Source organism: Trichlorobacter ammonificans (assembly GCF_933509905.1).
Taxonomy (GTDB): domain Bacteria; phylum Desulfobacterota; class Desulfuromonadia; order Geobacterales; family Pseudopelobacteraceae; genus Trichlorobacter; species Trichlorobacter ammonificans.
Map to the genome: position 1 here is coordinate 2,286,698 of NZ_OW150024.1, position 11,812 is coordinate 2,298,509.

An 11,812-nucleotide genomic window follows, 5' to 3' on the forward strand; every position below is an offset into this window, starting at 1 on the left:
CCATGATTCAACTGACTGACATCAGTGTACGCTTCGACGGAGGAGAAAGCCCCGTCGAAGCGGTAAAGAGCGTGTCACTCCATATCGGCAAAGGCGAAATTTTCGGCATTGTCGGCACCAGTGGCGCCGGTAAAAGCACCCTGGTCCGCACCATCAATCTGCTGGAACGGCCGAATGCCGGGACAGTGAGCATTGATGGTGTCGATATTACCCGGTTTAAAGGTGAAGAACTGCGAAAACTGCGACTCAGAACCGGCATGATCTTTCAGCAGTTCAATCTGATCAATACCAGAACGGTCTTTGACAATGTTGCCTTTGCCTTGAAGGTAGCCGGCCGCTCGAAACAGGAAATCGGGCAACGGGTTCCGGAGCTGCTGGCGCTGGTCGGGCTGGCGGACAAGTCAAATGCCTATCCGGCGCAACTCTCCGGCGGTCAGAAACAGCGGGTGGGCATTGCACGGGCGCTGGCCAATTCACCGCAGGTAGTGCTGTGTGATGAACCGACCTCGGCGCTTGATCTGGAAACCACTGCTTCGATTCTGGAGTTGCTTCAGGAGATCAATAGGAAGTTTGGCATTACCATTGTCATTATCACGCATGAAATAGCAGTGGTGAAGGCCATCTGCGACCGGGTGGCGGTCATGGATGCCGGAACAGTTGTGGAAAAAGGGGCTGTTTATGACATTTTCGCCAATCCACAGCATGAATTTACCCGGCAATTAGTGGCGAGAACTCTCAATCTTGAGCTGCCTCCCCGTCTTCTTGATTCGCCGCGTGAAACAATAATCAAACTCCACTATCGCGGAGAACGGGCAGAAGAACCGGTTATTTCGGAAACAATCCGTAATTTTAATGTGCAGGTCAATATTCTGCATGGGCATATTGAATATATCGGAGGAAAACCGCTTGGTTCCCTGGTTATTTCCCTGGATGGGGAACCTGATGCGGTCTCTCGTGCCGCGACATTTATTAAAAGCCGGACAGCCGGGTTTGAGGTACTGAAATGAGCGAGAGTATGCGCGAACTGCTGCAGGATCTTGTCAAGGCTTTCGGAGAAACCTTTCAGATGGTTGGTGTCTCGTTGACACTCTCGATTGTAATAGGGATACCGCTGGGTCTACTGCTGTTTGTCAGCAGCCGCGGGCTCTTTTTAAGCAATCGCTTTATCAATATGGTTGGCGGGTTGCTGGTGAATATCATCCGCTCGGTTCCCTTTGTTATTCTGCTGGTGCTGGTATTGCCGATAACCCAGAAACTGGTCGGCTCAACAATAGGACCAGGCGCCGCATCGGTGCCGCTTTCGATCGTGTCAGTCGCATTTTATGCCCGCCTGGTACAGGTTGCGCTTTGCGAAGTCAATCGCGGCGTCATCGAGGCGGCCACCGCCACCGGCGCCACGCCACTGCAAATCATCACCCATGTGCTGATGCCTGAGGCACTGCCGGGATTATTGCGGGGGCTTACCGTGACTGCGGTCAGCCTGATCGGTTACTCAGCCATGGCCGGTATTGTAGGAGGTGGAGGCGTTGGCGACCTGGCAATCCGCTTCGGCTATTACCGTTACGAAACCAATGTCATGGTTATTACGGTGGTGATTCTGATTGTGCTGGTGCAACTGGTTCAAACATTTGGCGATTATATCGCCGCCAAGTCAGACAGAGGATGAAAATCATCAAAGGAGTGACCATGAAAAATGGAGCCCAGTATCGCAACAGCCTGAAAAAACTACGTCCGAATCTGTTCAAATGGGGCAAACTGCTCAAGGATGTTACGCGCAACCCGGCCACGAAACTGCATGTAGATGCCATTGCCGCCTGCTATGATGCCGCGTTTGATCCGGAGCAGCGCACGCTTTTCACCAACCAGTCGCACCTGAGTGGAAAACCGGCCCACCGCTGGAACACCTTGATGCGTACCCCCGAAGACATTCTTGCCAATGCCCGCATGAAACGCGCCCAGTTTCACCGTACCGGCGCCTGCCACGGTGCGACCTGCGCCGGCTGGACCATGCTGAATGCTCTCTGGGCGGTCACCTGGGAAATAGACCAAGCACGGGGTACAACGTATCACTCCCGGCTGGAACGTTATTTCCGCTTTCTTGAGGACAACTCCCTGGCAACAGCCGGAGCGCTGACCGATGCCAAAGGGAATCGCAGCCTGGGACCGGCGACACAACCTTTGCTCGACAGTCACCTGCACATCAAGGAAATCCGTGAAGACGGCGTAGTGGTGCGCGGTGTCAAGGCTCAAATCTGTGGCGTGGCCGCTGCCCATGAAATCGTCTGCGTTCCGGGAGGTAGTCTCAAGGAGGATGAAAGCTCCTTTGCCATCGCCTTTGCCATACCACGTGATGTTGCGGGACTTACCATTGTGGAAACCCGCAGGCCCAGCGATACCAGGGATGAAGAGGAGGGGTGGGATGCGCCCAAGGTTGGCGGAATTTCCCAGGCGTTTCTGCTGTTTGATGATGTTTTTGTGCCCAACGAACGCATCTTCCTCAATGGTGAACATGAGTTCGCCGCGCTGTTCATCAACATCTTTACCGCTCTGTACCGTGCTCCCATCGGCGCCTGCGTGGCTGGACAGGGAGATGTGATGATCGGGGCGGCAATAGAACTGGCCCAGGCGGCCGGCCTGTCACAGAAAATATTCCAGGATCGCCTGACCCGCATGGCGATCAACAATGAAACAACCTTTGGCCTGGGAATTGGCGCCATTTTCAACGGCTCATCCCATCCCTCCGGACTCTGGATACCTGACCCGCTGCTCTCCCATGTGAACAAGATACTGGTCGCCACCCTTCCCTACGATACCAAACGGATCGCCCAGGAGTTGGGAGGCGGCATTGTGGAAACCGGCTGTTTCCCGTCATACAGGGATCTGCACTCCCCGCTGTACGGCAAGGAGCTGCTGGATTCACTGGCAGCAGCTTCAGACGGCGAAACACGCGCTCGTCTGGCCCGATTGCAGGAATGGCTGACCATCGGCGGCGGCATACCGGGCTGCCTCAATGGAGGAGGGGCTCCCGATGGCGCGCGCATCATGGTGCGGGCGCTGGAACCTTGGAAAGAATTTGCCGCTCTGGCCCGCGTCATTGCGGGAGTGCAGTAAAAGGGGGCCGGTATGCCGGACACATGTACCAGCACAAACAGAACTGATGTTTTCTGGGACGCCTCTGTCGAGACCTTGCCCAGGGCCGAGTTGGAAGCCCTGCAGCTCCGGCTTTTGAAGGATCATCTTGATTTTGCCTTCCGTAACTCCGGCTACTACCGGCAGTCCTTTGCAGACAACGGAGTATCACCGCGCGACCTTGACTCCCTGCACGACCTGGACAAGTTCCCTTTCATCAACAAGCAGACCCTGCGCGAACGTCAGACCGCTCATCCTCTGCTGGGCGACATCACTGCCGTAGCGGAACGGGAGGTAGTGTACGTCTCCGCTTCCAGCGGGTCCACCGGAGTTCCCACTCTCTCGCCCTTTACCGGCAAGGATTTTGATGACTGGCAGGACCTGCAGGCCCGGCTCTTTTATCAGGCCGGCATGCGCGACCATGATCGTTACCTGCATGCGCTGAATTTTTCCCTGTTTGTCGGCGGCCCGGATGTAATCGGCGCTCAGCGGCTGGGTGCTCTCTGCATCTGGGCAGGCACGGTTCCGGCAGAACGTCTGCTGTTTTTTGCAAAAGAGCTGCAACCGACTGTCACCTGGACCACGCCATCCTACGCCTGGTATCTGGGTGAAACGGCCCTGACTGAAGGCATGGACCCGGCCCGTGACCTGGCTATCCGCAGAATTATCGTCGCCGGTGAGCCGGGTGGCTCAATCCCGGAGACACGCCGGGCGATTGAGAACCTCTGGAACGCCGAGTTGTACGACTTCTACGGCATATCGGATATCTTCGGCGCCTGCGCAGGTATGTGCTCGGAACGGGAAGGATTGCATATTGCCGAAGATCATATGCTTGTAGAGGTGCTTGATCCGGTGTCCGGAAAACCATGCGCCCATGGTGAAAAAGGAGAGCTGGTATTGACAACCCTGCAGAAGCGGGCGCGGCCAATGATTCGCTTCCGCACCGGCGATATCGTCACCCGCGATGCAGCCCCCTGCTTCTGCGGCAGAACCCACGCCAGAATATGGATTCACGGCCGCACCGACGACATGTTCATCATCAACGGCGTCAACCTGTTTCCCTCCGATGTGGAGGTTGCTGTGCGCAGCATTCCTGAAGCTACCGGCGAATACCGGATCATACTTACCAGGGAACAGCACCTGACCCGCTTCCATCTGGAAATAGAGCAACGCAAAGGCACTGCCACAAGCAATCAGGCACTTGCCGAACAGGTGCGATTGCTGCTCCGCAACCGTCACGGCATAGCGCCTCACACCGTCAAGGTGCTTGATGACGGAGCTCTTCCCCGTGCAGTACACAAGGCAAAACGAGTACTGGACAATCGATAAATCACTGCTCAGCTTATCAGAGTTCTTTTGATATTTTTCCTGCGAACTGCTTTGGGAGTGCACTTCCAACAATAAAATATAAAATTTATAGATATAATATTTTTTCATTGACAGGCCATTTTGTCAATGATAGTTTCCATGCATCAATAATTGAATACCGGCTGACCGGAAACACCGGAGGCCAGGCAGATGGATCGGGAGACATCCCTGTCCATGCCTGGCCTTTTTTATTCTGAAAGGAAACTTGAACAATGAAAACCGGGATAATCAGGATTGTGCTGCTGGCGGCAGGCCTTATGGGACTTATGTCTTTTGCTGCTTACGCGGAAACTGCGGACTACAAGGGGTTTGAACGGGGCAACGCCCTGATCAGCGTACAGGAGCTGAAACAGTTGATCGACCGCAACGATGGAAAGCTGGTGATCCTGGCTGCGGAAAATAACGCCGAATATGGTCGTGGGCATATCCCCGGCGCCCGCCAGGTTGACCGTCCGGCCTACGAGGCGCCGCCTGAAACACAAAACGGCGTCAACGGCAATATCATCAGCCCCGAAGGTTTCACCGCCATGGCCCGGAAACTGGGGATCGATCCCGACTCCACCGTGGTGGTCTACGACACTAAATACGATGCCACCCGGCTCTGGTGGGCCTTTAGCTATTACGGCAAGGGAGATGTGCGGGTGCTGGACGGCGGCCTGAAGGCATGGAAGGCTGCCGGATATCCGATAGAGACGCTCGCTCCGGCCGCACCAGCCAAAACCGGCACCTTTACGGCACGGGTGGCCTTGCCGTCGCTGCGCGTTGATACTGCTGATATTGTGGCAGCCCGGCAAAGCGGCAAAGCACAGCTCTGGGACAACCGCGACAGCAAGGAGTTTACCGGTGAAGAACTGAAGAAAGGGGCAGTGCGTGCCGGTCGAATTCCCGGCAGCGTTTCCAGCGACTGGATTCATTTCAAGAAAAAGGACAATCAGGCCGAATGGCTCCCGGCGGCAGAACTGAAGACGGTGCTGGCGCGGCAGGGGTACGACAACAGCAAGGAACAGTATTTTTACTGCCAGTCCGGCGTCCGCTCCACCCAGGCCATATTCGCTCTGTACCTGACCGGCTGGCCCCTTGAAAAGTTGCACAACTACGACAGCTCCTGGATCGGCTGGTCACGGGAGAAGAGCCTGCCCCTTGAGACCGGGATTGCATCAAGCGGAACAACCACAAAGGTCAACTGAGACACAGGAAGCGGGGTACGTCATGAGCATTGTACTGGTTGGCGGCATGGACCGCCTGGGAGAACAATACCGTATGGAAGCGCAGCGGCACGGCAAGGATATCAGTATCTTCAGCCAGGATGACGCTTCCGTCAGCTCCAGGATAAAAAAAGCCGAAGCAGTGGTGATCTTCACCAACAAGGTGTCCCATCAGGCTCGCCACCGGGCGGTGAATACCGCTAAAAAAGAAGGGGTGCCGGTGTTCATGCACCACTCCTGCGGGGTGTGCAGCCTGCGGGAATGCCTGAACTGCCTTGAGATCATCGGACGGCAGAAAGAATCTGCCAACAACAAAGGAGGATACAAATGAAACGGATCAAACTGGCAGTAGGAAGTATTGCGGCTGTGGCAGCTCTGGCATTCGGCATTGCAGGCACCGCCACCGCCAACAAGGTTGAAGCCCCTGCAAAAATCGTGGTGTCCGACGCCAAGACCACCCACCACCTGAACCTGTACGTGGCCCAGGAGCTGGGACTGTTCAAGAAGCGCAATCTGGATGTCTCCATCGTTGACGCCAAGGAGCTGGCCGCTGCCCGCGACGCAGTGGTGTCCGGACGGGCCGACGTCTTCTGGTCCTGCCCCACCGTGGCCATTGCCGCCGTGGCCAACGGCGCGCCGATCAAGGTGATCTCCCAGGTAAAAACCCCCTGCACCTCGGTGCTGGTGGTCAGAAAAGACTCCCCCATCAAGACTTGGAAAGACCTGAAAGGCAAGCATATCGCCGGTATCTCCCCCACCTGCGAGGCGGTGATCGCCTATGAGAAAAAGGCCCGTGAGAACGGCGGGGAATACATCCTTGAAAAACTGGCCGGTGGTCCGGCCATTGCCGCCCTGGAAGCCGGCAAGGTTGACGGCGCCATTCTGGAAGAGCCCCACGTCAGCATTGCTGAATTGAAAGGCTTCAAAGTGGTGTTGCGTGACGCCGCGTCGGAAGTGCCCTGCCGCACCATCAATGCCCGCACCGGCTATCTGAAAGAGAACTCCGCTGCCCTGAAGCGGTTCATCGAAGCCATTGGCGAGGCAAACGCCATCATCCTCAAAAACCCCAACTCAAAGCAGGTGGTGGACATTGCCGTCAAGTACACCGGCGCCCCTGCCGACGCCATCAAGCACGGCAATGGCCGCCTGAAGTTCACCACCGTGATCCAGGAAAAGGGTCTTGATGCACTGGCGGCCGAGCTGGTGGCCCTGAAAAACATCAAGGAAAAGCCGGGCGACAAACTGTATGCCCTCGAATTCAAGGGAATCACCTGGGGCAAGTAACGACAGCAGGCAATAGAATGCGGATCAGGCCTGATCTGATCCGCGTTCTGTGCATATTTTCAGAAGGTACCCGTGCCAATGAAAAGACCTATTCTCACAGTACTGTCTCTGGCCTTATCCCTGCTGCTCATCGCCTGCCAGGACCGCACACCGACACAACCGGCGGTACCCCAGGTTGCGCCGATCAAAGTGGGTATCAGCCCCAACCCGTTGCTGGGGCCGCTCTACGCTGCCCAGGGCAAGGATGCGGCCTGGACCGCCCGGCGTTTCAACACCAGCGGTGACATCGGCTATGCCCTGCTGGCCGGTGAGATCGACGCCGGATTTGTGGAGACCCACAAGGCGCTGAAACTGCTGAAGGCGCCGGGGGGCGAGACCCTGAAGATCGCCGGATCAATCCAGTTTCCCTACGGCGCCACGGTGGTGGTGCGGAAAGGCCTGAAGCTGCGTCTGCGTGAACTGGCCGGACTGCGGCTGGCTGCCCTGGATGAGCACTGCGAAGTGAAGGAGCAGTTTGAGCGGGATGCGGTCAAAAACGGTCTGACCCCCAAGAAACTGCGCTACCGGTACATGCCGTTCAGCGACATGCTGCCTGCGCTGGAGGCGAAATCCATTGACGCCATTGTGATCAAGGGGGCCTATGCCGTGCTGGCGGAACGGGCCGGTCACACCATCCTCTACCAGAAGTGGGATATGGCTGCCAACGGCGATGACTGCTGCCCGCCTGCCATCGCCCAGACCGAATACTTTCTGGTGCTGCGCGCACAGTCCGCGGAAAAGGTCAAACCGTTGCTTTCCGCCCTGAAAACAACCGCCGACCTGCCGCCAAGCGCCATCCGCACGGCCACGGTCCAGCAGCTCGCCTATCCCGCTGATGCGCTGGAACAGTACCCGACACCGACCTTTGCCCTGCTGAACGACGAGCAGGTAAAACTGCTGGGAGAAGCACGATGCCTGCTGACACGCTGATCACCAACCAATTCAGACTACGCTGGTGGAACATCGCCTTCCGTGAACTGGGCGCGTTCCTGCGCGGTTCCTTTGGCAGCATCGTTTCCCGCGAGTTCCTGACCGTGCTGATCCCGCTGTTAATCCTCTGGGAACTGCTGCCCCGGCTGGGGGTGGTGCCGGAAACACTGGTGCCCACCCCCAGCAAAACCGCCATTACCTTCAAGGAAATGGCGCTGAATCTGAACCTGCTGTTCCACCTGAAGGCCAGCGCCATCCGCTTCGGACTGGGCTTTGCCATTGCGCTGATCACCGCCTTTCCCATCGGCGTGCTGATGGGCTGGAACCTGTTCATCCGCAAGCATGTTCTGCCGCTGTTTCAGATTCTGGCGCCGGTGCCGCCCCCGGCCTGGGTACCGATCACCATCATCCTGCTGGGGGTGGGGCTGCCGATGCAGGTATTCCTGATCTTCCTGGGGGTCTTCTATCCGATCCTGTTCAACACCTACCAGGGGATCAAGGAGACCGACCCACGCTATCTGGCCTCGGCCCGAGTCTTCGGGGCCAGCGAGTTCACCCTGATCACCAGGGTCTACATCTGGCACGCCCTGGGCTCGGTGATCATGGGGATCAAGATCGGCATCGCCCTGGGGTTGATCATGCTGGTTATTGCCGAGATGTACGGCGGCAACTCCGGCATCGGCTTCCTGCTGCTGGAGGCCAAGGAGTTCTTCCAGATCGACCGGATGGTGGTCTGCATGGTGATTCTGGGCTTTATCGGCTGGTTTTTGATCGAAGTAATGAAATACATAGAGTTAAAGCTGGCTGTCTGGCGGATCGGCAGGTAAGGGATGATTGAAGCGCGACGCATATCCAAATTCATATCCGTGGTCAACGACGACCGCAGCGCCGAGGGGTTCACGGTGCTTAACTCCGTGTCGCTCACCATTGAGAGCGGCTCCTTTGTCTCGCTCCTGGGTCCATCCGGCTGCGGCAAATCAACCTTTCTGGAGATTCTGGCAGGCCTGCAGGCCCCCAGCGACGGCCAGGTCTGGATCAACGGCAAGCTGGTGCTGGAGCCGCTGCCCGCCACCCGCAAAGAGATGGAGGAGTACCGCAGGAAGTACCGTTTCCTCTCCCCCATCGCCAACAGCCTGTTCCGGGACAACCCCAAGCACGATATCGCCATGATCTTTCAGGATTACGCCGTCTTCCCCTGGATGACCGCCCGTCAGAACGTGCTCTTTACCCTGAAACTGCGCGGCGTGCCCAAGGCTGAGCGGGAAGGCGCCGCGGCCCACTACCTGCGCCTGGTGGGGCTGGCCGGGTCCGAGAACAAGTACCCATCCCAGCTTTCCGGCGGCATGCGCCAGCGGCTGGCCCTGGCCCGAGCGCTGTCCGTAGAGCCGCAGGTGATCCTGATGGATGAGCCGTTCGCCGCTGTGGATGCCCTCACCCGCGAGCGGCTGCAGGAAGACCTGCTGCGGCTCTGGCAGGAAACGAAAAAGACCATTGTGCTGGTCACCCATGATGTGGATGAGGCGGTCTATCTTTCCGATGAGGTGGTGGTCTTCGCCCCCCTGCCCGGCTCCATCCGCAACCGGGTCACCATCGACATCCCACGTCCCCGGCGGCGGTCATCGCCTGAACTGAAGCAGTTCACGGAGCGGCTGCTGGCCATGTACAAGTTCGACACCATCCATGAAACGGATTACGTGATTTAGCCGGTTGTTGAAAACGAAGTTTCAGCGCAGCTAAAAACGGCCATCTCGCCGCCGTCCTCGAAAACCGCTTTGTGCAGCGTAGCGCTGCTACGCTTCCGCAGGGTTTTCTCCGGTGGCGACGATCTGACCATTTTTGAACAACCGGCGTTTTCAGTAGTCTGTTACTTAAATGCTCAAGGAGTGAGGATCATGTCAGAGGCAACCTTCCGTAACACCATCTACGATGACATCACCGGCGCCATCGGCCGTACTCCTCTGGTACGATTGCGCCGTCTGACCGAAGGCCTGCCCGCACAGGTAGTAGCCAAGGTGGAATCCTTCAACCCCTTAAACAGTGTCAAGTGCCGTATCGGCGCGGCCATGATCGAAGCGGCGGAACGGGACGGCAAACTGAAGCCCGGCATGACCGTCATCGAACCCACCTCCGGCAACACCGGCATCGGCTTGGCCTTTGCCTGCCGGGCCAAGGGTTACCGGCTGGTGATCACCATGCCGGAGACCATGTCCATCGAGCGGCGCAAACTGATGCAGATGCTGGGAGCCGAACTGGTACTTACCCCCGGACCAGACGGCATGACCGGCTCCATCAACAAGGCAAAGGAACTGGCCCGGGCCATCCCCGGCAGCTTCATTCCGCTGCAATTCGAGAACCCGGCAAACCCCCAGGTACACCGGGAAACCACCGCCGAAGAGATCTGGGCCGACACCAGTGGCCATGTGGACATCCTGGTGGCAGGGGTTGGCACCGGAGGCACCATCACCGGCACCGGCGAGGTGTTGAAGGCCCGCAAGCCTGAATTCAAGGCCATCGCCGTGGAACCGGAGGCATCGCCGGTACTGTCCGGCGGCAGACCGGGACCGCACCGCATCCAGGGGATCGGCGCCGGATTCGTGCCGGCCATCCTGAATCGCAAGATCATTGATGAAGTGGTGCAGGTAACCAACGAAGCGGCCTTTGAGACTGCCCGGCGGGTGGCGCTGGAGGAAGGGGTTCTTTGCGGTATTTCATCAGGCGCTGCGGTCTGGGCTGCATTGCAGGTGGCTGCCCGGCAGGAGAACGCCGGTAAGCTGATTGTGGTGATCCTGCCCGATTCGGGAGAGCGCTACATCACCACCCAGTTGTCGGAGCAGGGGGAGTAACAAGAGCCGGTATCGCGTACGGATGCGATACCGGCTCCGGTGAAACATAAACTGCTGCCGCCGCTCTGTCGCTATTTCGCTATCGGCAGTCCATCCGCCTTCCAGTCGGCAAATATCATCTGGGCGATGTTCGGGTAGGCCAGCTTTTGCAGCTTGCGATAGGCATTGTAGCTGCTGCTCCCCGAGTTGCAATACACAATGATCTGCTTTGCCTTGTCCAGAACACCGGACCCTGCGGCAAAGGTCTCGACCGGAATGTTGATCGCGCCCGGCACGTGGCCTTCGGCAAACTGCTTGGCATCGCGGACATCGACGACGGTTACGGTTGCAGGTGCGGCATCAAGCAGCGCTTTCACCGCAGCAGGTTTAAGCATGCTGGTCTTGACTGACTTGTCGTAATCCGGCCCGGTGTACATGGGATACCCTTTTTCTTCCCAGACCGGCATCCCTTCGGCATAGATCGAAATATCCTTGTACCCCGCCGAACGGGCAATCAGGGCTGCCTTGCCACTTTTGCCGCATTTGACACCGTTACAGTAGAATACAAGCCGGGCATCTTTGGGCACTTTCAGCAGCGATGCGTCTTTTTCCAGCTCCGTCACGGGAAGGCTGATCGCCGTCACGATATGCGCTTCCCGGTATTCCACCGATGTGCGCGCATCTATCAGCGTCAGGCCGGCAGCCTTACTGTCCAGTTGAGCCTTGAGCTGCTCGCTGCTTATGACCGGAAAACCATCTTTGGCCTTTTCAGCGGCCTGGCAGACAGCGCCCACCCCCAAAACTGTCAGCAGCACGAACAACTTACATAATGTTTTCATAGGTACCTCCCTGGTTTTTGCGGGTAATCCTACAGGCTGAAGCAGCGCCTGTCAAATTGGTACTATCTATTTTAAAGATAGAATCAATCTACTTTATCGATTGCACACCTTAATGAATATATTAACAATAGAAATTATATTTTTCGATTGACAGTCGCTGAGCGGTGCGCTACCGTATCCGCAAATATTAAGAACA

At 57.3% G+C, this 11,812-nt stretch carries 12 protein-coding genes; 11 read left to right on the plus strand and 1 reads right to left on the minus strand.

Translation table 11 applies throughout. From position 1 onward, the window contains the following. Positions 1-2: 2 nt before the first annotated feature. The 11 genes from RAK07_RS10380 to cysK all read left to right on the plus strand — a co-directional run bounded on the left by RAK07_RS10380 (position 3) and on the right by cysK (position 10,798). Positions 3-1,007, plus strand: a complete 1,005-nt coding sequence (locus RAK07_RS10380; protein ID WP_305732759.1) for a methionine ABC transporter ATP-binding protein — start codon at positions 3-5, stop codon at positions 1,005-1,007. A gap of 8 nt (positions 1,008-1,015) precedes the next feature. Then, a complete protein-coding gene (locus RAK07_RS10385; RefSeq protein WP_305732760.1) occupies positions 1,016-1,666 on the plus strand; it encodes a methionine ABC transporter permease in 651 nt (216 codons plus the stop codon). Positions 1,667-1,686: 20 nt separating this feature from the next. Then, positions 1,687-3,111: a 4-hydroxyphenylacetate 3-hydroxylase N-terminal domain-containing protein gene (locus RAK07_RS10390; RefSeq protein ID WP_305732761.1), complete on the plus strand. Its 1,425-nt coding sequence runs from the start codon at positions 1,687-1,689 to the stop codon at positions 3,109-3,111. A 12-nt stretch (positions 3,112-3,123) separates the two neighbouring features. Next, positions 3,124-4,458 carry a phenylacetate--CoA ligase family protein gene (locus RAK07_RS10395; protein WP_305732762.1) on the plus strand — a complete coding sequence of 445 codons (1,335 nt, stop codon included), beginning with the start codon at positions 3,124-3,126 and terminating at the stop codon, positions 4,456-4,458. 251 nt (positions 4,459-4,709) lie between these two features. Further along, positions 4,710-5,684 (plus strand): sulfurtransferase, encoded by a 975-nt coding sequence (locus RAK07_RS10400; protein WP_305732763.1) that lies wholly within the window; start codon positions 4,710-4,712, stop codon positions 5,682-5,684. Positions 5,685-5,706: 22 nt separating this feature from the next. Next, complete coding sequence (locus tag RAK07_RS10405) at positions 5,707-6,033, plus strand: DUF2325 domain-containing protein (RefSeq protein ID WP_305732764.1); 327 nt, start codon at positions 5,707-5,709, stop codon at positions 6,031-6,033. After that, positions 6,030-6,986 (plus strand): ABC transporter substrate-binding protein, encoded by a 957-nt coding sequence (locus tag RAK07_RS10410; RefSeq protein ID WP_305732765.1) that lies wholly within the window; start codon positions 6,030-6,032, stop codon positions 6,984-6,986. Before RAK07_RS10405 ends, RAK07_RS10410 begins: the two co-directional genes overlap by 4 nt. A gap of 78 nt (positions 6,987-7,064) precedes the next feature. Further along, the gene (locus tag RAK07_RS10415; protein WP_305732766.1) at positions 7,065-7,955 is read left to right on the plus strand and encodes a substrate-binding domain-containing protein; all 891 of its coding nucleotides are present in this window, start codon (positions 7,065-7,067) and stop codon (positions 7,953-7,955) included. Next, positions 7,937-8,782 carry an ABC transporter permease gene (locus RAK07_RS10420; protein WP_305732767.1) on the plus strand — a complete coding sequence of 282 codons (846 nt, stop codon included), beginning with the start codon at positions 7,937-7,939 and terminating at the stop codon, positions 8,780-8,782. The genes RAK07_RS10415 and RAK07_RS10420 overlap by 19 nt, the downstream gene beginning before the upstream one ends. Positions 8,783-8,785: 3 nt before the next feature. After that, a complete protein-coding gene (locus RAK07_RS10425; protein ID WP_305732768.1) occupies positions 8,786-9,658 on the plus strand; it encodes an ABC transporter ATP-binding protein in 873 nt (290 codons plus the stop codon). A gap of 189 nt (positions 9,659-9,847) precedes the next feature. Beyond that, a complete protein-coding gene (gene cysK / locus RAK07_RS10430) occupies positions 9,848-10,798 on the plus strand; it encodes a cysteine synthase A (protein WP_305732769.1) in 951 nt (316 codons plus the stop codon). A gap of 71 nt (positions 10,799-10,869) precedes the next feature. Here the strand turns inward: cysK and RAK07_RS10435 are convergent, their stop codons facing one another. Next, complete coding sequence (locus RAK07_RS10435; protein WP_305732770.1) at positions 10,870-11,616, minus strand: rhodanese-like domain-containing protein; 747 nt, start codon at positions 11,614-11,616, stop codon at positions 10,870-10,872. Between the last annotated feature and the right edge of the window lie 196 nt (positions 11,617-11,812).

Bases quoted from the DNA above. Each gene is read 5' to 3' on its own strand.
- RAK07_RS10380 (WP_305732759.1), top strand. From the start codon at position 3: ATGATTCAACTGACTGACATCAGTGTACGCTTCGACGGAGGAGAAAGC.
- RAK07_RS10385 (WP_305732760.1), top strand. From the start codon at position 1,016: ATGCGCGAACTGCTGCAGGATCTTGTCAAGGCTTTCGGAGAAACCTTT.
- RAK07_RS10390 (WP_305732761.1), top strand. From the start codon at position 1,687: ATGAAAAATGGAGCCCAGTATCGCAACAGCCTGAAAAAACTACGTCCG.
- RAK07_RS10395 (WP_305732762.1), top strand. From the start codon at position 3,124: ATGCCGGACACATGTACCAGCACAAACAGAACTGATGTTTTCTGGGAC.
- RAK07_RS10400 (WP_305732763.1), top strand. From the start codon at position 4,710: ATGAAAACCGGGATAATCAGGATTGTGCTGCTGGCGGCAGGCCTTATG.
- RAK07_RS10405 (WP_305732764.1), top strand. From the start codon at position 5,707: ATGAGCATTGTACTGGTTGGCGGCATGGACCGCCTGGGAGAACAATAC.
- RAK07_RS10410 (WP_305732765.1), top strand. From the start codon at position 6,030: ATGAAACGGATCAAACTGGCAGTAGGAAGTATTGCGGCTGTGGCAGCT.
- RAK07_RS10415 (WP_305732766.1), top strand. From the start codon at position 7,065: ATGAAAAGACCTATTCTCACAGTACTGTCTCTGGCCTTATCCCTGCTG.
- RAK07_RS10420 (WP_305732767.1), top strand. From the start codon at position 7,937: ATGCCTGCTGACACGCTGATCACCAACCAATTCAGACTACGCTGGTGG.
- RAK07_RS10425 (WP_305732768.1), top strand. From the start codon at position 8,786: ATGATTGAAGCGCGACGCATATCCAAATTCATATCCGTGGTCAACGAC.
- cysK (WP_305732769.1), top strand. From the start codon at position 9,848: ATGTCAGAGGCAACCTTCCGTAACACCATCTACGATGACATCACCGGC.
- RAK07_RS10435 (WP_305732770.1), bottom strand. From the start codon at position 11,616: ATGAAAACATTATGTAAGTTGTTCGTGCTGCTGACAGTTTTGGGGGTG.